This window comes from Salinicola sp. NYA28a (assembly GCF_976982775.1).
In genome coordinates this window covers 1,662,939-1,683,747 of the sequence record NZ_OZ334582.1, presented here as the reverse complement: position 1 = coordinate 1,683,747, position 20,809 = coordinate 1,662,939, and the positions used below count along the sequence as shown (strand labels likewise).

Genomic DNA, 20,809 nt, shown 5'->3' with positions numbered 1-20,809 from the left:
TCATATCTTGCCAAGCGTGTCTTGCCGAACGTGCTTCTGGCGAAACGTGTTGTCTGGCCAGCATTGTACCTTGCTCGCCCAGACTCGCCGAAATGGATTGGCCCATGCTTCGCCGTTGGCGTCCGGCGCTTTACAATGCTTGTCGACATCATCACCGACTGACATCCATCGACTCACATTCACCGACCAAGAGGAGTGCCGCGTGAGCGACACGTCCCCGCATGAATCCTCGAACGGCGGTTCTCCGCTGCCGGAAGCGTTACGAATCACTTCCCCGATGCCACTGGTCGATATCGGGGCCAACCTGACGCACGAGAGCTTCGACCGAGATCTCGAGGCCACGCTGACTCGGGCGACCGAGGCCAATGTCACGACGCTCGTGATCACCGGTGCCGATCTCGAGGGCGCCACCAAGGCAGCGAAGCTGGCGACCCGTTTCGCGGGTCTCCATGCCACCGCCGGTTTGCACCCCCATCATGCCGCCGACTGGACTCCCGAGCTGGAGCAGGCGATGCTCGAGCTCCATCGCCAGGAGGTCGTGGTCGCCGTGGGCGAATGCGGCCTCGATTTCCATCGCAATTTTTCATCGCACACGGACCAGGAGCGCGCGCTGGAAGCGCAGCTGGCCCTGGCGGCAGAGACGGGGCTACCCGTGTTTCTCCACGAGCGTGATGCCGGCCGACGGATGCTGGACATGCTGCGGGAGTGGCGAGACCGGCTCAGCGACGCCGTCATCCACTGCTTCACCGGCGACAGGGAGACACTCCACGGCTATCTCGATCTGGACCTGCATATTGGTCAGACCGGCTGGCTGAGCGATGAACGTCGCGGCCATCATCTTCGCGAGTTCGTCGCCGACATCCCCGACAACCGCCTGATGGTGGAAACCGATTGTCCTTATCTACTGCCCCGCAACCTGCCGGCAAAGATAAAAGGACGCCGCCACGAGCCGGCTCTGCTACCTTGGATAGTGAGAGAACTGGCGCACTGGCGCGGCACGACCGAGGCCGAGCTGGCGAGACAGACCACGCTGACGGCCAAGCGTTTCTTTCGGCTCGAGGAGGTCGCTGGCGAATGACGAACTATCCCGGATTCATCGCCGTCGAGACAGGTGGCGACAACTCGCTGCCGCTGGCCATCGCTTGGGCGCTGCCCAACGGCCAGGTCAAGAATACCCTGATCCAGCCTGACGACGAATGGCTGGAAGACGAACTGCTGTCGCTCGGCGGCTACGATCTCGATGAACTCCGCCACCTGGGTATCAGCCCTCTCGATGTACTCAGGGAGCTGGAGAACGATCACTTCAGCGAGACACTCTATACCGCCGGCGTCCAGGATGACGAAGCGGCGCTATCGTTGATGTTCGATGACTTCGGCGTCGACCCTTTCGTCGAGCTGGCGCCCGCCTCGACGCTCTACCCCGACCTCGAGCCCGGCGAATGGGCCCGCGCCCGCAACGAGCTCTTCGGGGAGATGGGCCTCGAGCCGTTGCGTCCGGAGCACGAGGTGCAGGTCATGCTCTATCTACATCAACGGCTGGTTCAGCAGGACGAGTAGTATCGTTTACGTCGAGCCGTCGCCGCCCGGCGGCGATGGCTTCCTGGATCCCGCCCTTTCCCGCATAGAAGATACCGAGCGTGTCGATCAAGGCCTGGGCGCGTAGCGGCATGCCTTCACTACGATAACGAGCTGCTCGCGCGGAGACTTTCCTGCTGAAAGCCTGTCGATCGACCTCGATGCCATCGAGATTGTCGACGCTGACCTGGAATGGTTTCCCGCACGCTTCGCTGAACAGCGACTCCAATGCCTGGGGCGCGACCTCCACCCGCTCGAAGTCTTCCTGCTGGCGGGCGTCGCGCCCATCCGGCTCGTACCAGTAGCCGTAGTCCTCGAGCTGGCGACGCTTTTCTCCGGCGATACACCAATGGCTGATTTCATGCAGTGCGCTGGCAAAAAAGCCATGGGCAAACACGATACGGTGATGATCGTGCCGGCCGTCCGCGGGTAGATAAATGGGCTCGTCCTCTCCGCGAACCAGCCTTGTACGATAGCGGTCGGCGAATACGCCGTCGAACAGAAGAATCAGATTGTCGATGTCATGAATCATGAACGCCTCCAGAACTGCGCCGGAGTATACGTAAGTTCACCTCCGTCGCCGAGCGCTGGCGGTCGACTCCTGCTAGAATCGCCGCCCTGTCCGTTCGGTCAAGGAGCGCTTCGTGTCGTCGACCGCCCATCGTTTTTACCGCTGCCGAAAAGAGACGGCGAGCCTGGTGCGCCTGGGCCTGCCGATCTGTGGCGCGCAGTTGGCACAAGCCGGCATGAGTGCATCGGATGTGATCATGTCAGGGCGGGCCAGCGCCACCGACCTGGCAGCCGTTTCGGTGGGCGCGAGCCTTTGGGTGCCCCTAATGTTGCTGATGACCGGGACGTTGATGGGGGTCACTCCGATCGTCGCCCATCGCGCAGGCGCGGAGCGTTTCGACCAGGTACGCGGGAAGGTTCACCAGGCGCTCTGGGTGGCACTGGTACTCGGATGCCTCAGCGCGTTGATCATGACCTTTGGCGGCCGCGCCATCTTCCAACTGATGGAGATCCCCACCGGGGTCGCCAGCCTGGCGCTCGAATACCTGAACGCCGCCGCGTTCGGTATTCCGGCAGTCGCACTCTATCAGGCGTTGCGCGCCTTTTCCGACGGCATGCATCATACCCGCCCGGCATTGTGGATGAGCCTTCTCGGGTTGGCCGTGAACATTCCCGGCAACTTCATACTGATCTACGGCGGCCCCGGGCTGATCGGCCTTCTGGGCAACGACATTCCCCTGTTCCTACAGCAACTGCCCGCACTGGGCGCATTCGGTTGCGGCATCGCGACGGCCCTCTCCATGTGGGTCATGTGCCTGGGCATGATCTGGTACACGGCGCGAAGCCGTGCCTACGCGCCAGTAACGCTCTGGGCGTCTCCAACCCCGCCATGCTGGAGAGACATCGCCGAACTCCTGTATATCGGTCTGCCAATTGGTCTGGCGATCTTCTTCGAGGTCACTCTGTTCACCGTGATCACGCTACTGGTCGCCTATCTGGGTGAGGTCACGGTAGCGGCACACCAGATCGCCCTCAACGTGACATCGATTCTGTTCATGCTGCCGCTGTCGCTGAGCATGGCATTGACCGTCAGGGTCAGTAACCGACTGGGAGCCGGCAACAATGCAGAAGCCCGCTTCGTTGCCTGGAATGGTATTGGTGTCGGCCTTGCGCTGGCGCTGTTCAACAGCCTGCTGATCTGGTTGCTGGCGGCGCCCGTGGTGTCGCTCTATACCGGCAATCCCGAAGTGCGGACCTTGGCCATGTCGCTGATCCTGCTGGCCATGATGTTCCAGATTTCGGATTCGCTTCAGGTCAATCTGGCTGGCGCCTTGCGCGGATACAAGGATACTCGCGTGGTCATGGGCATCACGCTGTTTTCCTACTGGCTCGTCGGCCTGGGTTGCGGTCATCTGCTGGGGCGGGGGCTGGATGGCACGTTCGATTCGCTGGGGGTCTATGGTTACTGGATCGGCCTCAATGCCGGTTTGACCTCGGCAGCGCTGCTGTTGGCCTGGCGACTATGGCGCGTCAGCCGACGCCAACGGATGGAAACCTGAAATAATCCCCGCCGAGTTTAACCCGGGACTTAACAGGCCCTTCATGGCTATGCTAATACTGGCACCATGCCTCAAGCCGAGACATTGCCGACCAGGAGGGTAACCATGGGTGTCCCACTTTCCCCTCGATCTGCGCAGATCATCGATCTGGAAACCATGAGGCATCGGCTGAGAGCCAGGAAGCGGTTGGTCCGGTTGTCGCCTGAGCTCGATGGTCTGGAAATGCTTTACTACCTCGCCTCCGATCCCGATACGCTGTACGGGATGCCACTACTGGCGTGGGGCCTGCGTGAAGACGATGAAGTCGTCGGCCTGGTGCCCTGGATGGAGTCGTTGGCATCGTGCCATGAACTGGACAACCCCGAGTACGGCCACTTCGTTGGCTACCGGGATCCCGAGACTCACGAGATATTTCACGACGCGCCCGAGCACAAGATCGTCGAGCTGGCGCACGCGGCAGCCTACTTCGATTACGAAGAGACCCCGGAAGTCTCCCTGACTCAGCAGCTACCGGAGACCCAAGGCACGCATGCACTGTGCCTGGATGAAGTCAGCAAACCCTGGCAGCTCAAGCAGATTTTTGGCTGGCATCTCTACAGCGATGGAACCGTCGATGCGATGCTGGTCGATGAGGACCAGGCGACGTCGCTTCCCGTGCTGATGGGGGACGAATGTCTCTACCCTGGCAAGAGCCGCCATCAGACGCTCTATTTCTTCCAGCGTAATATCGCCAATCGTATTCGCAACGAAGATCCGGATACGCTGGAAGCGTTGGCATTGATGGTCATGCCGCACAACTGATCGGTCCGGCTGGAAACGTCTCGACCGAACCGCTATTTCATCCCAACAGAATGCGATAGCGGTATTCCCCTTCTTCCTCGGACTGCGCGATGAGTTCGTGCCCCAGAAAGTTGCAGAATTTGGGAATATCGCGGGTCGTCGCGGGATCGGTAGCGATGACTTCGAGAATGTCGCCCACCGACATGTCACGCACCTTGTTATGCATCAACATGATCGGCTCCGGACAGTAGAGCCCACTGGTATCCAGCGTTTCACTTCGCGTCGATTCAACGTTACTCATGGCTCCCTCGCGCAATCATTATCGTTCCCCATCCAGACGAACGTGAACGGTGACCTCTTCACGGTCATGATACAAGTGACGACAGGCGATATCAGCCTCTACGCCCTCTGCCTTCAGGTTTATCTCGAGACGTGTCAGGCAACGCTGAACCTCTTCCCAGCGTTTTTTCATCGGCAGTTTCAGATTGAATACCGCTTCACGACACCAACGCTTGATCAGCCATCGTTCGACCATGTCGATGACGCGCATCGGCTTGTCGACGATATCGCAGACCAGCCAATCGAGGCGGTACGGGGGCTCCCACACGAACCCGTCTTCACGCAGATGCTCGACCTGCCCCGTAGCCATCAGCCCCGACGCCATAGGTCCATTATCGATGGCATAGACGAACATCCCACGGCGAACCAGCTGGTATGTCCAGCCTCCCGGAGCCGCGCCGAGATCCACGGCCTGCATGCCCACATGCAGGCGCGATTCCCACGCCTCTTTTGGTACGAAGGTATGCCAGGCTTCCTCGAGCTTCAGCGTCGAACGGCTCGGAGCATCCGCCGGATGACGAAGACGCAGGACGCCCCCCGGATGTTCACTGCGGTTGCCAGGGAAGCTCATCCCGATCTGTACGGCGTCGCCTGCTAGCCAGAACAGATGCAGCCGACGCCCACCGGCCTTCCGCCGCAAACCGCCACCTCGCTTCAAAGCGCTTTCCAGAGGGCGGCCCAAGGATTTGGCCAAACGTGCCAGGCTCTTGCCATCATTGGTATCCGGCGTTTCATGCCAGATGGACTCGAAGTTCCAGCCACTTTCCTTGATCAGTTCCACGATGGGGGAAATCCGATCATCCCGGGAGAGTGATAACGGCTCGAAAGCAACCAGTGACTGCCTGGCGAATACCAGAGACATCAACGGCAGTCCACGATGGACACCGTTGGCTGGTCGGGAATCGTGGCTCTGCCAACGAACGAAACCGCTGTTGCTTTCGGCCGCCACGACCTGCCCCGGCTCATCGAGTTTGTGTGCACGGGTAGTGATTTCAGCCGCCAGGTCGGGTTCGAAACCGGCTCGACAATATAACAGCCATTCGTTGGGCACTCGGTTCACAATCGCCTCGCTAAGCTGATACTCGTTTCCAAAAAGTCTGGCATAAAAAAACCCCAGCCTTGTGGGCTGGGGTTTCGAGATAGATGCCTGACGATGACCCGGCCGGCGCTCCGGGACTCTCCATGGGGAGACCCCTAAACGAATGAACCCCGGCCAATGGCCGGGGTTCGGTATAGATGCCTGACGATGACCTACTCTCACATGGGGAGACCCCACACTACCATCGGCGCTAAGCGGTTTCACTACTGAGTTCGGCATGGATCAGGTGGTTCCCGCTTGCTATGGTCGTCAGGCAAAACTGACGTCGGGATGCGTGGCGTGACTGCAATTTGCCATCATCCCAACTGATTCGGATCATGCTGACTGAGACACGTCTCGCCTGCCCGCTCTACGAGGCAGGGCGTATCCAGTCTGTCGGTGATCATCACCGATCGCACGCGGTACGTCTCGTACCGGTGTCGTAAACCCCTTGGGGTTATATGGTCAAGCCTCACGGGGCATTAGTACACGTTAGCTCAACGCCTTGCAGCGCTTCCACACCGTGCCTATCAACCAGCTAGTCTTGCTGGACCCTTTAGGAGACTCGAAGTCTCGGGGAGATCTCATCTTGAAGAAGGCTTCCCGCTTAGATGCTTTCAGCGGTTATCCCGTCCGCACATAGCTACCCGGCGATGCCACTGGCGTGACAACCGGAACACCAGAGGTGCGTCCACTCCGGTCCTCTCGTACTAGGAGCAGCCCTTCTCAAATCTCCAACGCCCACGGCAGATAGGGACCGAACTGTCTCACGACGTTCTAAACCCAGCTCGCGTACCACTTTAAATGGCGAACAGCCATACCCTTGGGACCGACTTCAGCCCCAGGATGTGATGAGCCGACATCGAGGTGCCAAACACCGCCGTCGATGTGAACTCTTGGGCGGTATCAGCCTGTTATCCCCGGAGTACCTTTTATCCGTTGAGCGATGGCCCTTCCATACAGAACCACCGGATCACTAGAACCTACTTTCGTACCTGCTCGACGTGTCTGTCTCGCAGTTAAGCACCCTTATGCTCTTGCACTCAATGCACGATTTCCAACCGTGCTGAGGGTACCTTCGTGCTCCTCCGTTACGCTTTCGGAGGAGACCGCCCCAGTCAAACTACCCACCACACACTGTCCTCACACCGGATCACGGTGCCAAGTTAGAACGCCAATGATGCCAGGCTGGTATTTCAAGGTTGGCTCCACCCGAACTGGCGTCCGGGTTTCCAAGCCTCCCAGCTATCCTACACAAGCAACATCAGCGTCCAGTGTGAAGCTATAGTAAAGGTTCACGGGGTCTTTCCGTCTAGCCGCGGGTACACAGCATCTTCACTGCGATTTCAATTTCACTGAGTCTCGGGTGGAGACAGCGTGGCCATCATTACGCCATTCGTGCAGGTCGGAACTTACCCGACAAGGAATTTCGCTACCTTAGGACCGTTATAGTTACGGCCGCCGTTTACCGGGGCTTCGATCAAGCGCGTCGCCGAAGCTAACGCCATCACTTAACCTTCCGGCACCGGGCAGGCGTCACACCCTATACGTCCGCTTACGCGTTAGCAGAGTGCTGTGTTTTTAATAAACAGTTGCAGCCACCTGGTATCTTCGACCGGTGGCAGCTCGGGCCGCGAGGGCCGTCACCGCCACCGGCGCACCTTCTCCCGAAGTTACGGTGCCATTTTGCCTAGTTCCTTCACCCGAGTTCTCTCAAGCGCCTTGGGATTCTCACCCTGACCACCTGTGTCGGTTTGGGGTACGGTCGCATGTGATCTGAAGCTTAGAGGCTTTTCCTGGAAGCGTGGCATCGATGACTTCCGGACCGTAGTCCGTTCGTCTCGTCTCTCGGCCTAAAGGACCCGGATTTGCCTAAGTCCTCAGCCTACTGACTTTCACCAGGACAACCAACGCCTGGCTCACCTAGCCTTCTTCGTCCCCCCATCGCAATCACATCCGGTACGGGAATATTAACCCGTTTCCCATCGACTACGCTTTTCAGCCTCGCCTTAGGGGCCGACTCACTCTGCTCTGATTAGCATAGAACAGAAAACCTTGGTCTTCCGGCGGGGGAGTTTTTCACTCCCCTTGTCGTTACTCATGTCAGCATTCGCACTCGTGATATCTCCAGCATGCTTCTCAACACACCTTCACAGACTTACACGACGCTCCTCTACCGCTCATCCATAAGGATGAACCCGTAGCTTCGGCATCTGGTTTGAGCCCCGTTACATCTTCCGCGCAGGCCGACTCGACTAGTGAGCTATTACGCTTTCTTTAAAGGATGGCTGCTTCTAAGCCAACCTCCTAGCTGTCTATGCCTTCCCACATCGTTTCCCACTTAACCAGAATTTGGGGGCCTTAGCTGACGGTCTGGGTTGTTTCCCTTTTCACGACGGACGTTAGCACCCGCCGTGTGTCTCCCACGCTCTACTCACCGGTATTCGGAGTTTGCCTCGGGTTGGTAACCCGGGATGGGCCCCTAGCCGAAACAGTGCTCTACCCCCGGCGGTAATACGTGAGGCGCTACCTAAATAGCTTTCGAGGAGAACCAGCTATCTCCGAGCTTGATTAGCCTTTCACTCCGATCCACAGCTCATCCCAGCATTTTTCAACATACTTGGGTTCGGGCCTCCAATTGATGTTACTCAATCTTCACCCTGGCCATGGATAGATCGCCCGGTTTCGGGTCTATATCCAGCGACTGGTCGCCCAGTTAAGACTCGGTTTCCCTACGCCTCCCCTATACGGTTAAGCTCGCCACTGAATATAAGTCGCTGACCCATTATACAAAAGGTACGCGGTCACAGAACGCGTCTGCTCCCACTGCTTGTACGCACACGGTTTCAGGATCTATTTCACTCCCCTCTCCGGGGTTCTTTTCGCCTTTCCCTCACGGTACTGGTTCACTATCGGTCAGCCAGGAGTATTTAGCCTTGGAGGATGGTCCCCCCATGTTCAGTCAGGGTTTCACGTGCCCCGACCTACTCGATTTCACACATTCAGGTTTTCGACTACGGGGCTATCACCCACTATGGCCGGCCTTTCCAGGCGCGTTCGTCTAACCAGTCACATGCTTAAGGGCTACTCCCCGTTCGCTCGCCGCTACTGGGGGAATCTCGGTTGATTTCTTTTCCTCGGGGTACTTAGATGTTTCAGTTCTCCCGGTTCGCTTCCCAACACCTATGGATTCAGTGTGGGATATCCAGCTTGTGCTGGATGGGTTTCCCCATTCGGAAATGTCCGGGTCGCAGGTTGTTTGCCACCTCACCGAACCTTATCGCAGGCTACAACGTCCTTCATCGCCTCTGGCTGCCAAGGCATCCACCGTGTGCGCTTAATCGCTTGACCATATAACCCGAAGGAGTCTGGTCAGTGATTAATCATTCGACAATTGCCGGATACGCTTGAGACGTATCTCGTTTTGCTCTTCTCTAGAGAGAAGAACTGTCAGCATGATCCAAATTGTTAAAGAGCGTTTAGAGCGATAAGCTCTAAGCTGTAAGCTTGCTGTCACGAGTGTTTCATCGTCACGTCAAGCGTATAGCTTAAAACTTATGGTCAGACTGTCGGGTTGCGCTTGTCTCTCGGTTGTCGCGAGAGAGTGGTGGAGCCTAGCGGGATCGAACCGCTGACCTCCTGCGTGCAAGGCAGGCGCTCTCCCAGCTGAGCTAAGGCCCCGGATAGACAGATCGTAAAAAGAACCAAGAAGACTTTCTCTTTTATTTGATCTGTTTAATTTTATTCAGATCGAGGCATTTCGGGGCGACGCATAGCCTGCTATGCGAGTCACGAAATAACGTGGAACTGGATAAAATTTGGTGGGTCTGGGCAGACTCGAACTGCCGACCTCACCCTTATCAGGGGTGCGCTCTAACCAACTGAGCTACAGACCCAAACAGTCTTGCTCTGGCCGATCAGGTAATTGATTGTGAGCGCTTGAACCACGCTAAGCTAATCGTTTAAGGAGGTGATCCAGCCGCAGGTTCCCCTACGGCTACCTTGTTACGACTTCACCCCAGTCATGAACCACACCGTGGTGATCGCTCTCCCGAAGGTTAAGCTAACCACTTCTGGTGCAGTCCACTCCCATGGTGTGACGGGCGGTGTGTACAAGGCCCGGGAACGTATTCACCGTGACATTCTGATTCACGATTACTAGCGATTCCGACTTCACGGAGTCGAGTTGCAGACTCCGATCCGGACTGAGGCCGGCTTTCTGGGATTCGCTCCACCTCGCGGTCTCGCAACCCTTTGTACCGGCCATTGTAGCACGTGTGTAGCCCTACCCGTAAGGGCCATGATGACTTGACGTCGTCCCCACCTTCCTCCGGTTTGTCACCGGCAGTCTCCTTAGAGTTCCCGACATTACTCGCTGGCAAATAAGGACAAGGGTTGCGCTCGTTACGGGACTTAACCCAACATTTCACAACACGAGCTGACGACAGCCATGCAGCACCTGTCTCAGAGTTCCCGAAGGCACGAAGGCATCTCTGCCAACTTCTCTGGATGTCAAGGGTAGGTAAGGTTCTTCGCGTTGCATCGAATTAAACCACATGCTCCACCGCTTGTGCGGGCCCCCGTCAATTCATTTGAGTTTTAACCTTGCGGCCGTACTCCCCAGGCGGTCGACTTATCGCGTTAACTGCGCCACTAAGTCCTTAAAGGTCCCAACGGCTAGTCGACATCGTTTACGGCGTGGACTACCAGGGTATCTAATCCTGTTTGCTACCCACGCTTTCGCACCTCAGTGTCAGTGTCAGGCCAGAAGGCCGCCTTCGCCACTGGTATTCCTCCCGATCTCTACGCATTTCACCGCTACACCGGGAATTCTACCTTCCTCTCCTGCACTCTAGCCTGGCCGTTCCGGATGCCGTTCCCAGGTTGAGCCCGGGGCTTTCACAACCGGCGTGCCAAGCCACCTACGCGCGCTTTACGCCCAGTAATTCCGATTAACGCTCGCACCCTCCGTATTACCGCGGCTGCTGGCACGGAGTTAGCCGGTGCTTCTTCTGCGAGTAATGTCTTTCCTCTGGGGTATTAACCCAGAGGCTTTCTTCCTCGCTGAAAGTGCTTTACAACCCGAAAGCCTTCTTCACACACGCGGCATGGCTGGATCAGGCTTTCGCCCATTGTCCAATATTCCCCACTGCTGCCTCCCGTAGGAGTCTGGGCCGTGTCTCAGTCCCAGTGTGGCTGATCATCCTCTCAGACCAGCTACGGATCGTCGCCTTGGTAAGCCGTTACCTTACCAACTAGCTAATCCGACATAGGCTCATCCGATAGCGCAAGGTCCGAAGATCCCCTGCTTTCTCCCGTAGGACGTATGCGGTATTAGCGTGGGTTTCCCCACGTTATCCCCCACTACCGGGCAGATTCCTATGCATTACTCACCCGTCCGCCGCTCGCCACCAGGGAGCAAGCTCCCCGTGCTGCCGCTCGACTTGCATGTGTTAGGCCTGCCGCCAGCGTTCAATCTGAGCCATGATCAAACTCTTCAGTTGAAGTTCGATAGTCCTTACTTCTCTCACACCCGAAAGCGTAAGAAGAAAAGCGGACCAAACTTGGTTCAAGGTCAAACGAATCTTGACGAGTCGCTTGCCTCGATATGTCGTGACTGGCTGTCACGCGAGAACAAGCGCCCACATCAATTACCTGATCGATTGTTAAAGAGCGCCTTACTTTGCCGTTGTCGAACCCAAGTGCTTGTCAGCGCTTGTTTTCTGGGCCGCCGTAAGGAGTGGCGTATTTTAAGGATCTTGGCGGCGATGTCAACATCTTTTTCGTTGAATCCCGCTGGCTCCGGTCAAACCTGGTGGAGCCGATCCTTCGAAGAACTGGGAAGCGATCTTACCGGCTTCACCGCCTTGCGTCAACCGATTTCTTCAATCAAATCAAACGCTTGGCTTTCTTCTCCGCTGCCTCCGAAACCCTGTCTCGGCGTCAGCGGATGCGTACTTTACGACTCTCACCGGCAGTTGGCAACCCTTGGATGAAGAAAAAGTTGATGATACGACCCAGTCGTCATCAAACAGTCACCTCGAGGCCTTCTCTCTTAGATAATCCAGTGCTCCAGAAAGGTATTGACCGGCATCGCTTCGAGCTGCGCAGCATCTTCATACAAGGCGAGTATCCGCTCGCCTCGTTGTGCCGGGAAGCGCGTTGCCAGGTTACGGCGAAACTTCTCTTTCAACAGGGGAATCCCCTCCTCCCGCCGACGTCGATGCCCGAGGGGATATTCCACCGCCACCCGGTCGGTGTGCGTTCCGTCATTGAAGAAGACCTGAATGGCGTTAGCGATGGAGCGCTTGTCCGCCTGGTGATACTCGCGGCTGTATCGCTCGTCTTCTACGATCTCCATCTTGTCACGCAGGAGATCGATGACAGGATGCGCCCGATGGAAGTCATCCTCGTAATGCTCGGCGGTCAAGTCACCGAACGCCAGCGGCACGGCGATCATATATTGCAGGCAGTGATCCCGATCGGCGGGGTTGGCGAGCTCCCCCACCTTGGAAATGATGCGGATGGCAGATTCGTGCGTGGTCACCACGATCCGCTCGACCTCGTCCAGGCGATCGCGCACTTGAGGATGTAGTGCAACGGCTGCTTCGGCCGCGGTCTGGGCATGAAACTCGGCCGGGAAGCTGATCTTGAACAGGACGTTCTCCATCACGTAAGTCCCGTAGGGCTGAGACACGCGAAAGGCACGCTCGGCCTCGGGCTTGATCGCCTGGTCCCTGTTGGTCTTGCTGAACAGGACATCGTAGAACCCCCACTGCGGCGCGGAAAGTACGCCCGGAACGCCCATTTCGCCCCGCATCGCCATATCGGCCAGCCTCACCGCCCGGGATGTTGCATCCCCTGCCGCCCAGCTCTTGCGCGATCCGGCGTTGGGTGCGTGGCGGTAGGTGCGCAGACTCTGCCCATCGACGAACGCATGAGAAAGCGCCGAGAGCAACTGCTCGCGGTTGGCGCCCATCAGCTTGGCGACCACAGCCGTCGATGCCACCTTGACCAGCACGACGTGATCCAGGCCTACACGATTGAACGAGTTCTCCAGCGCCAGCACGCCTTGTACCTCGTGGGCCATGACCATGGCGTCGAGTACATCACGAAGGGTCAGCGGTTGTTCGCCCTTTGCCAGGCGCTGCTGGGAAAAGTGATCGGCCACCGCCAGAATGCCGCCGAGATTATCGGAGGGGTGCCCCCATTCCGCCGCCAGCCAGGTGTCGTTGTAATCCAGCCAGCGGATGATGCAGCCGATATCCCAGGCCGCCTTCACCGGATCGAGTCGAAACGGAGTACCGGGTACCCGGGCCCCGTGCGGAACGATCGTACCTTCTACCAGCGGCCCCAGATGTTTGGTGCATTCCGGAAAACGCAGTGCCAACAGTCCGCATCCCAGCGTATCCATCAGACAGTGACGCGCAGTATCCAGCGCTTCCCGACTTTCGATGCGATAGTCGAGCACGTAATCCGCAATCGCCTGAAGCTCCGGATCGTAATCGGGGCGCTGGTTGAAATCGACGTTGGCACTCATGGCATTTCCTTTGATTTGTGACTTGTCCGGCTCGATGTTCGAAGCCGATATCATTGACGCTGCTCGATCGGCACCCAGTCGCGTTTTTCCGGTCCGACATAATCGGCACTGGGACGGATGATACGGTTGTTGGCGCGCTGCTCGAAGACGTGTGCGCACCATCCCGTCAAACGGGAGCAAACGAAGATCGGCGTGAACAACTTGGTGGGAATGCCCATGAAGTGATAGGCGCTGGCGTGATAGAAATCGGCATTGGGGAAGAGCTTCTTCTCTCTCCACATGACTTCATCGACACGCTGCGACACCGCATAGAGGTGATTGTCGCCCACGTCATCCGCCAGTTGTCTGGCCCATCCCTTGATGATCGCGTTACGAGGATCGGACTCGCGATAGATCGCATGGCCGAAGCCCATGATCTTGTCCTTGCGCTCGAGCATTTCGAGAATATGGCGCTCCGCCTCGTCCGGCGTCGACCAGCGGCTGATCATTTCCATCGCTGCTTCATTGGCACCGCCATGCAACGGCCCGCGTAGCGAGCCGATCGCCCCGGTCACGCAGCTGTGCAGATCCGACAGCGTCGATGCACATACCCGGGCCGTGAAGGTCGAGGCGTTGAACTCGTGCTCGGCATAAAGAATCAGCGAGACGTTCATCACCTTGGCGTGCAGCTCGGACGCCGGCTTGCCGTGAAGTAGATGCAGGAAATGGCCACCCACAGAGTCGTCGTCGGTTTCGGTCTCGATGCGCTCACCGTAGTGTGAATACCGATACCAGTAATTGAGAATCGACGGCATGACCGCCAGCAGCCGGTCCGCGTGTCGCTGCTGATCTTCCCTGCGCTGCTCGGTTTCCAGATTGCCCAGCATGGAAGTCCCCGTGCGCAGCACATCCATCGGATGCGCATCGGATGGGATCTGCTCCAATACCTTCTTCAACGCCCCCGGCAGCGAGCGGGAACGCTGGAGCAGCGCAACGTAGTCATCCAATTGACGCTGATTGGGCAATTCCCCCTTGAGCAGCAGGTAGGCGACCTCTTCGAAGCGCGCCTTCTCCGCCAACGTCTGGATGTCGTAGCCACGATAGGTGAGCCCCGAGCCGCTCTTGCCGACCGTGCAGATTTCGGTCGAGCCGGCGCTCTGCCCGCGCAGCCCGGTGCTTTTGGGTCGTTCCGCCATGGTAGTCTCCTCCGATAGTCTTCTTCCTGGCTGCGACTCAGTCGCCCCCTTTCTCGAAGAGCGTATCGAGCTTGCGTTCGAAGGCGTGATAGTCGAGGAAGTCGTAGAGCTCTTCTCGTGTCTGCATCAGATCGACCACGTCTCGCTGATGCCCTTTGGCGTGAATGTCCCGATACACCTTGAGTGCCGCGGCATTCATCGCACGGAAAGCCGAGAGCGGATAAAGCACCATGCGACAGCCGACCTCGGCGAGTTCCTGCTGGGTAAATAGCGGCGTAGCCCCGAACTCGGTGATATTGGCGAGGATGGGTGCCTCGACGCCCTCGCAGAACGCCCGATAGTCATCCAGGGTATGCACCGCCTCGGCAAAGATCGCATCGGCGCCCGCCTCGATACAGGCGTTAGCCCGCTCGATCGCAGCGGCCAGACCCTCCTTCTGGAAGGCATCGGTGCGCGCGATGAGATAGAAATCCGCGTCGTGACGGGCATCGGATGCCGCCTTGATGCGATCGACCATCTCCGACTGGGAAACGATCTCCTTGTTGGGGCGATGACCACAGCGCTTCTGCGCCACCTGATCCTCGAGGTGAACCGCGGCAACACCGGCGCGCTCCATCTCCTTGATCGTGCGGGCGATGTTGAAAGCCCCGCCCCAGCCGGTATCGATATCCACCAGCAGCGGCAGATCGCAGGCCCCGGTAATGCGACGGGCGTCTTCCACCACATCGTTGAGCGTGGTCATGCCCAGATCCGGCAGCCCGTAGGACGCGTTGGCCACCCCGCCGCCGGACAGATAAAGGGCATGATGCCCGACCGCCTTTGCCATCATCGCGCTATAGGCATTTATGGCGCCGACGATGGGCAACGGACGGTGGCGATCGAGCGCTTCACGAAAGCGGGCGCCGGGGCTTGGTTGAGTCATGATTCGATCCTCGGGATGTCGGGAGAGTCGGACGTCTCCTCTCCCAGCGTACGAGCATAATGGGCAGCGACATTCTCGCGAGAGGCGCTGACATGGCGGCGCATCAGCAGCTCGGCCAGCTCGGCATCGCCCGCTTCGATCGCATCGACGATACGATGGTGCTCGACGAACGCTCGCTGCGGCCGGGAGCCTTTGGCGCTGAATTGGGTACGATAGAGCCGCACCAGGTAATAGAGGTCGTCGCACAGCAAGGTCATCAACATGCGATTGTGGCTGCCCTGCACGATGCGATAGTGGAAGTCGAGATCGCCCTCGCGCTGGTAATAAGCCTCGCCACTGGACAAGTCTTCCTGACGTTCGTGAAAAGCCAGCACTTCTCGCAGTCCGGTAATTTCCTCAGCGGTCATCGACTTCGCGGCCAGTCGCGCCGCCATGCTCTCCAGCGCTTCACGCACGTCGAACAGCTCCAGCAGCTCGTCCATCGACAGCTTGACGACCCGGGCACCGACATGGGGCACGCGCTCGATCAGGCGATAGGTTTCCAATCGCCGCATGGCTTCCCGCAAAGGCCCTCGGGAGATACCGTAATGCGACGAGAGGTCCGGCTCCGTGATGCGCGTGCCGGGTGGCAGCTCGCCACGAACGATGGCACGCTGGAGCTGGTGAAAAACGCGCTCGGCCAGGGTACGAACCGCAGGGAGTTCGGCGTCGGTATCGTGCGTATCGGAAGTTGGCTGAAACATTGAGTTGTTAACAATCATAGGACGAAGCTCCAATCATAGGCGCCACGTTTTCCTGTAGCAATGGATAAAACGCCGCAGGCATCGCACTTTAGTCGGAAAGCACAAACCTCCTTCCCCAGCATTGTCGACAATGAAATCATGTGAGTGGTCGCATACAGGCATATCCACTTCCGTTCCCGGCGCCGCGTGACACAGCTCTCCTCTACTCCACGGAAGCGCAAAGACCTCGCTCATCATCACGACTCCCGATAGACTTGCCGCCAGGCATTCGTTGCCCGCATGACAAGGCTTTCGATGCCGTGTCGTTGTTTCATTCGTCAGGAAAAAGGTGTTCATGGCTGACGCGCGACCGTGGCTCGAGATAGCCGACCTTCCCTATACCTCCGATCCCACGTCGCTCTTCGAACGATTGCAGTCGCGTCCCGGTGCCGTATTACTGGACAGCGGCCGTCCGGGCGCCCCGGGTGGACGCTTCGACATTCTCAGCAGCGATCCGCTGGCGATGCTGACCATCGATGACGGCCACCCTCGTTGCGAGCCGTCGATGCCACTGCCCGCCGCCCCCTTCGCGGCACAGCAGGCCTTGCTGGAGCACGCCGAGACCGAACTGCTGCCGAGACTGTCGGACACCGTCGCGGCGCGGGCCAGCGCTCTTCCCTTTCTCGGCGGCCTGCTCGGCTACTGGGGCTATTCGCTGGTCAAGGCTCACGATGCGACGGACGACGCTGCCCGGCGAGCCGCCCGCCGACCGGGGCCCGGGCTGCCCGAGGCCAGGCTCGGGCTCTACGACTGGGCGCTGATTCAGGATCACTACGCCCGGCGCACGTTCGTTGTCGCCACGGCCGAACGTCGCCAGCAGGTCATGGCCTGGCTGAACGAGCCTGCAACGCCGACACGGCCCGGCTTCACCCTGACCCGCCCCTTCGTGGCCGACCTGGATCGCGCCGGCTATACACAGCGCTTTCAGCGGGTCATGGACTACCTTCACGCGGGTGACTGCTATCAGATCAACCTGGCCCAGCGCTTTACCGCCCATTTCCAGGGGAGCACCTGGCAGGCGTACCAACGTCTTCGTCAGGCCACGCCGACGCCCTACGGCGGTTATCTCGCTTGGGAGGACCAAGCCATTCTGTCGCTGTCGCCGGAGCGCTTCATCGGTATCGCCGATGGACGGGTCGAAACCCGCCCGATCAAGGGGACTCGCCCCCGTGGCTCGACGCCCGAGGACGACCGGCGTCTGGCAGCAGAGCTACAGCAGAGTGCCAAGGATCGCGCAGAGAACGTCATGATCGTCGATCTGCTCCGCAACGACCTCGGCCGTGTCTGCCGGCCCGGCAGCGTCACGGTTCCCCAGCTCTGCGGACTGGAGAGCTATGCCAACGTACATCATCTGGTCAGTATCGTGCATGGGAAACTCGCAATCGGTGCGAGGCCGCTGGATCTGCTGGCTTCCGCTTTTCCCGGCGGCTCGATTACCGGCGCCCCCAAGCATCGCGCCATGCAGATCATCGACGAGCTGGAGCCCTCTCAACGTAGCGTCTACTGTGGCAGTCTCGGCTATCTCGATCGTCGCGGCCGTCTCGACACCTCGATCGCGATCCGTACCGTCATCGCCGATGGCGACACGCTGCATATCTGGGGCGGCGGCGGGCTGGTCGCGGATTCCGACGAAGAGGCCGAATATCAGGAAACGCTGGCCAAGATCGCACGACTGATGCAAGCGTTAGCGGGTTGAAGCCGTCGCGAGCCCGATTTCTGATAGCCTTTCCCTGGCTGACGCCGCCCGACGCCACCTCCAGACAACGATTCTTGCCTTGAAAGCCACCACTCGCTTGCCTCACATCGCGAAGCCGGAATCCACGGCTGCTCGCTACCTGGCCCGCCAGCGGCGTCAGCGGGGGTTGATCGTCCTGACCGCCCTGGCGGTCCTGGCTTCTCTCCTAGCCGATGTCGCCACCGGCCCGGGTGCCTATGCCCTTCCCGACGTGCTGAAAGCGTTGGTCGCACCGTCGGAGGTGTCTCGCGTCCTCCAGATCGTGGTGTGGGAGATTCGGCTACCGGTCGCCTTGATGGCTATCATCGTCGGGGCCAGTCTCGCCGTCGCTGGTGCGGAGATGCAGACTCTGCTCGACAATCCGCTCGCCGACCCGTTCACGCTCGGCATCTCTTCGGCGGCCAGCTTCGGCGCCGCGCTGGCCATCGTGCTCGACTTCGGCCTCCTGCCGGTGGCCGGCACGCTGCTGCTGACCGGTAACGCCTTCCTGCTGGCCATGTTCGCCTCCCTGGCGATATGGGCCTTGAGTCGACTACGCGGCGTCAGCATCCAGACGATGGTGCTGATGGGCATCGCGATCATGTTCTTCTTCAACGCGCTGCTGGGAATCCTGCAGTACGTCGCTTCCGCCGAGTCGCTGCAGCAGCTGATGTTCTGGTCGCTGGGCAGCCTGGACAAGGCCAGCTGGGGAAAGCTCGGGCTCGCCGGCCTGGCATTGCTGGTCACGATACCCATCTTCGTCAGGGCACGGTCGCGACTGACCGCCCTGCGACTGGGAGACGTTCAGGCCAAAGCGATGGGTATCGATGTCGGCAGACTTCGGCTGCGCATGCTGCTGTGCTGCGCACTGCTGTCGGCGACGGCCGTCGCCTTCGTGGGAACCATCGGCTTCATCGGCCTGGTCGGTCCGCACATCGCGCGCCTCCTGGTAGGCGAGGACCAGCGCGTGTTCCTGCCGATGTCCGCGCTGACCGGCGCCCTGATTCTGTCGTTGACCTCGATCCTGTCGAAGACCCTGATTCCCGGCATCCTGCTGCCGATCGGCATCCTGACGGCCCTGATCGGCCTGCCGTTCTTCGTCTCGCTGATCCTGCGTTCGCGCCGGGAGCCATGGCGATGACTCTCACCATCGATCATCTCGACTGTTCGCTGGGGAAGCGTCGAATACTGCACGATCTCTCCGGCCTGAGCGCAAGACCGGGCGAGATCACGGCATTGATCGGCCCCAACGGCTCGGGCAAATCGACGCTGCTCAAGGCGATCGCCGGCATCGAAGCGGCCAGCGGTCGCATCCGGCTGGGCGAACGGCAACTCGATGCGCTATCTCTCGAGCAGCGCAGCCAATGCCTCTACTATCTTCTCCAAGATACCAGCACCCAGGCGGCGCTGAGTGTCTTCGAAGCCGTCCTGCTCGCTCGTCGCACGCAGGTTGCCGAGCCCGCCGCCACCGCGCTGTCGGCGGTCGAACGAGCCCTGACATCGCTGGAACTCGACCCCTTGGCCGAACGCGAGCTGGTCACGCTTTCCGGCGGCCAGCGCCAGCGAGTCGCAATCGCGCAAGCGATCGTGCGGAGGCCGAGGCTGCTGATGCTCGATGAACCGACCAGCGCGCTGGACCTGCACCATCAACTGCAGGTGCTCGACTATCTCAGGCGTCTGGCGCGCCGCGAAGAGATCGTCATCGTTCTCGCGATTCACGACCTCAACCTGGCCGCCCGCTTCGCCGATCATCTGTGGGTCGTGAAGGAAGGTCGACACATCGTCAGCGGCATGCCAGAGCAAGTGCTGACCCCCGAACGCCTGCGAGACATCTACGCTATCGAAGCCCACGTGGAATGGCCGATCGACGCCCCACCTCGTGTCATCCCGCTATCGGCCCTGCACCGGCTGGGCGGCTAATAATCAGAAGCTCGATTTCCAGCCCCAACTAGATAATCTGGTTATATATCCATCTAACCAAACGGTATTGGTGGATGCTTGGCCGCCCTTGCTAGAGTGACAACCACTCCACGCCCCCATCGGATCTTGCCCATCCTGCGGCGTGACCACCCTGAAGGAGTCAGCCATGGCGTTCGACCTCGATGCCCTCAACCGTGAAATCGGCCACGATCCGCTGGCCATTACCGAATTCGCACTGAGCCTAGATCAGAAGGCGATCTGCACCACCAACTTCCGTCCGTTCGAGGCCGTGATACTGCATCTGGTCACCCGTGTGCGCCCCGACATTCCGGTCGTGTGGATGGATAGCGGCTACAACACGCCCGCGACCTACCGCTTCGCCGACGAACTGACCAGGCAACTCGATCTCAACCTGACCATCTACCATCCGCTTCGCTCACGCGCCCATCGCGAGGCGGTGGAAGGTCCGACGCCGCAAATCGACGACCCGCGTCACGCGGCGTTCACCGAAGAGGTCAAGCTCGAACCGTTCCGCCGCGCCCTGGCCGAGACGGCGCCGGATGTCTGGTTCACGGCACTGCGGGCAGAAGACACCGCGGAGCGCTCGCGCATGCAGCCCATGTCCCGCAATGCCGATGGGCTGTTGAAAGTGGCTCCGGTACTGCACTGGACCGCCAAGCAGATGTATCAATACCTGCAGCAGCACGACCTGCCCAACAACTTCGACTACTTCGATCCGACCAAGGTGGAAGAAAAGCGCGAGTGCGGTCTGCATTTGCAACATTGACCGGCAACGCGTCTCGCTCGGTCCGCACCCTATAACGCATGAGCCCCGCCAGTGGCGGGGCTCATGCGTTGAGAAAAAGATCGTCTGCTGGAAACGATCCCGACAGGAACCGGCCTCTACGACACGGT

The 20,809-nt window shown here is 59.4% G+C and carries 15 protein-coding genes, 2 tRNA genes and 3 rRNA genes; 8 read left to right on the top strand and 12 right to left on the bottom strand.

Annotated elements, in window-relative coordinates:
* Positions 1-277 precede the first annotated feature (277 nt).
* Entirely contained in the window at positions 278-1,078 is an 801-nt protein-coding gene (locus ACWHY3_RS07600; protein WP_448128147.1) for a TatD family hydrolase, read from the top strand.
* Positions 1,075-1,557 (top strand): hypothetical protein, encoded by a 483-nt coding sequence (locus tag ACWHY3_RS07595; protein WP_087720380.1) that lies wholly within the window; start codon positions 1,075-1,077, stop codon positions 1,555-1,557. The genes ACWHY3_RS07600 and ACWHY3_RS07595 overlap by 4 nt, the downstream gene beginning before the upstream one ends.
* On the opposite strand, the gene ACWHY3_RS07590 is transcribed toward ACWHY3_RS07595, so the two are convergent.
* Positions 1,514-2,107, bottom strand: a complete 594-nt coding sequence (locus tag ACWHY3_RS07590) for an elongation factor P hydroxylase (protein ID WP_448127943.1) — start codon at positions 2,105-2,107, stop codon at positions 1,514-1,516. The two genes, ACWHY3_RS07595 and ACWHY3_RS07590, sit on opposite strands and share 44 nt — an antisense overlap.
* A 112-nt stretch (positions 2,108-2,219) precedes the next feature.
* On the opposite strand from ACWHY3_RS07590, the gene ACWHY3_RS07585 reads away from it, so the two are divergent.
* Entirely contained in the window at positions 2,220-3,644 is a 1,425-nt protein-coding gene (locus ACWHY3_RS07585) for an MATE family efflux transporter (protein ID WP_303854687.1), read from the top strand.
* A gap of 105 nt (positions 3,645-3,749) precedes the next feature.
* On the top strand, positions 3,750-4,445 hold the full coding sequence (locus ACWHY3_RS07580) for a hypothetical protein (RefSeq protein WP_332779969.1): 696 nt from the start codon (positions 3,750-3,752) through the stop codon (positions 4,443-4,445).
* A gap of 37 nt (positions 4,446-4,482) precedes the next feature.
* Here ACWHY3_RS07580 and tusA read toward each other — a convergent pair whose 3' ends face one another.
* The 11 genes from tusA to ACWHY3_RS07525 form a co-directional block, all read right to left on the bottom strand.
* Positions 4,483-4,725 carry a sulfurtransferase TusA gene (tusA, locus tag ACWHY3_RS07575; protein ID WP_303854689.1) on the bottom strand — a complete coding sequence of 81 codons (243 nt, stop codon included), beginning with the start codon at positions 4,723-4,725 and terminating at the stop codon, positions 4,483-4,485.
* An 18-nt stretch (positions 4,726-4,743) separates the two neighbouring features.
* The gene (gene rlmM / locus ACWHY3_RS07570; RefSeq protein WP_332779971.1) at positions 4,744-5,826 is read right to left on the bottom strand and encodes a 23S rRNA (cytidine(2498)-2'-O)-methyltransferase RlmM; all 1,083 of its coding nucleotides are present in this window, start codon (positions 5,824-5,826) and stop codon (positions 4,744-4,746) included.
* A 175-nt stretch (positions 5,827-6,001) separates the two neighbouring features.
* Positions 6,002-6,116: ribosomal RNA gene (rrf, locus tag ACWHY3_RS07565) — 5S ribosomal RNA — on the bottom strand.
* Positions 6,117-6,302: 186 nt separating this feature from the next.
* A 23S ribosomal RNA gene (locus ACWHY3_RS07560) occupies positions 6,303-9,192 on the bottom strand.
* Between the two features lie 254 nt (positions 9,193-9,446).
* Positions 9,447-9,522 (bottom strand) — tRNA-Ala (locus ACWHY3_RS07555).
* A gap of 138 nt (positions 9,523-9,660) precedes the next feature.
* Positions 9,661-9,737 (bottom strand) — tRNA-Ile (locus ACWHY3_RS07550).
* 67 nt (positions 9,738-9,804) lie between these two features.
* A 16S ribosomal RNA gene (locus tag ACWHY3_RS07545) occupies positions 9,805-11,345 on the bottom strand.
* Together the 16S, 23S and 5S rRNA genes with 2 tRNA genes alongside form the textbook arrangement of a ribosomal RNA operon.
* Positions 11,346-11,896: 551 nt before the next feature.
* Positions 11,897-13,381, bottom strand: a complete 1,485-nt coding sequence (gene prpD, locus ACWHY3_RS07540) for a 2-methylcitrate dehydratase (protein ID WP_087718095.1) — start codon at positions 13,379-13,381, stop codon at positions 11,897-11,899.
* Between the two features lie 50 nt (positions 13,382-13,431).
* A complete protein-coding gene (gene prpC / locus ACWHY3_RS07535; RefSeq protein WP_448127942.1) occupies positions 13,432-14,556 on the bottom strand; it encodes a bifunctional 2-methylcitrate synthase/citrate synthase in 1,125 nt (374 codons plus the stop codon).
* 37 nt (positions 14,557-14,593) lie between these two features.
* Entirely contained in the window at positions 14,594-15,478 is an 885-nt protein-coding gene (gene prpB / locus ACWHY3_RS07530) for a methylisocitrate lyase (protein ID WP_087717848.1), read from the bottom strand.
* Entirely contained in the window at positions 15,475-16,221 is a 747-nt protein-coding gene (locus ACWHY3_RS07525; RefSeq protein ID WP_448127941.1) for a GntR family transcriptional regulator, read from the bottom strand. The genes prpB and ACWHY3_RS07525 overlap by 4 nt, the downstream gene beginning before the upstream one ends.
* 334 nt (positions 16,222-16,555) lie before the next feature.
* Here ACWHY3_RS07525 and pabB point away from each other — a divergent pair, with 334 nt between their 5' ends.
* From pabB to ACWHY3_RS07505, 4 genes are all read left to right on the top strand, one after another.
* Complete coding sequence (gene pabB, locus ACWHY3_RS07520; protein ID WP_087717850.1) at positions 16,556-17,956, top strand: aminodeoxychorismate synthase component I; 1,401 nt, start codon at positions 16,556-16,558, stop codon at positions 17,954-17,956.
* Between the two features lie 79 nt (positions 17,957-18,035).
* Positions 18,036-19,115, top strand: a complete 1,080-nt coding sequence (locus tag ACWHY3_RS07515) for a FecCD family ABC transporter permease (protein WP_332778832.1) — start codon at positions 18,036-18,038, stop codon at positions 19,113-19,115.
* Positions 19,112-19,894, top strand: coding sequence for an ABC transporter ATP-binding protein (locus ACWHY3_RS07510; protein WP_448127940.1), 783 nt, complete (start codon positions 19,112-19,114; stop codon positions 19,892-19,894). The genes ACWHY3_RS07515 and ACWHY3_RS07510 overlap by 4 nt, the downstream gene beginning before the upstream one ends.
* 166 nt (positions 19,895-20,060) lie before the next feature.
* Entirely contained in the window at positions 20,061-20,681 is a 621-nt protein-coding gene (locus tag ACWHY3_RS07505) for a phosphoadenosine phosphosulfate reductase domain-containing protein (protein WP_087717852.1), read from the top strand.
* Positions 20,682-20,809 lie beyond the last annotated feature (128 nt).

What these genes read in the sequence shown, in the direction of transcription:
- tusA (WP_303854689.1), bottom strand. Translation starts at nt 4,725, where the DNA reads ATGAGTAACGTTGAATCGACGCGAAGTGAAACGCTGGATACCAGTGGG.
- pabB (WP_087717850.1), top strand. Translation starts at nt 16,556, where the DNA reads ATGGCTGACGCGCGACCGTGGCTCGAGATAGCCGACCTTCCCTATACC.
- prpB (WP_087717848.1), bottom strand. Translation starts at nt 15,478, where the DNA reads ATGACTCAACCAAGCCCCGGCGCCCGCTTTCGTGAAGCGCTCGATCGC.
- ACWHY3_RS07580 (WP_332779969.1), top strand. Translation starts at nt 3,750, where the DNA reads ATGGGTGTCCCACTTTCCCCTCGATCTGCGCAGATCATCGATCTGGAA.
- ACWHY3_RS07525 (WP_448127941.1), bottom strand. Translation starts at nt 16,221, where the DNA reads ATGTTTCAGCCAACTTCCGATACGCACGATACCGACGCCGAACTCCCT.
- ACWHY3_RS07600 (WP_448128147.1), top strand. Translation starts at nt 278, where the DNA reads ATGCCACTGGTCGATATCGGGGCCAACCTGACGCACGAGAGCTTCGAC.
- ACWHY3_RS07505 (WP_087717852.1), top strand. Translation starts at nt 20,061, where the DNA reads ATGGCGTTCGACCTCGATGCCCTCAACCGTGAAATCGGCCACGATCCG.
- ACWHY3_RS07510 (WP_448127940.1), top strand. Translation starts at nt 19,112, where the DNA reads ATGACTCTCACCATCGATCATCTCGACTGTTCGCTGGGGAAGCGTCGA.
- prpC (WP_448127942.1), bottom strand. Translation starts at nt 14,556, where the DNA reads ATGGCGGAACGACCCAAAAGCACCGGGCTGCGCGGGCAGAGCGCCGGC.
- ACWHY3_RS07590 (WP_448127943.1), bottom strand. Translation starts at nt 2,107, where the DNA reads ATGATTCATGACATCGACAATCTGATTCTTCTGTTCGACGGCGTATTC.
- ACWHY3_RS07595 (WP_087720380.1), top strand. Translation starts at nt 1,075, where the DNA reads ATGACGAACTATCCCGGATTCATCGCCGTCGAGACAGGTGGCGACAAC.
- prpD (WP_087718095.1), bottom strand. Translation starts at nt 13,381, where the DNA reads ATGAGTGCCAACGTCGATTTCAACCAGCGCCCCGATTACGATCCGGAG.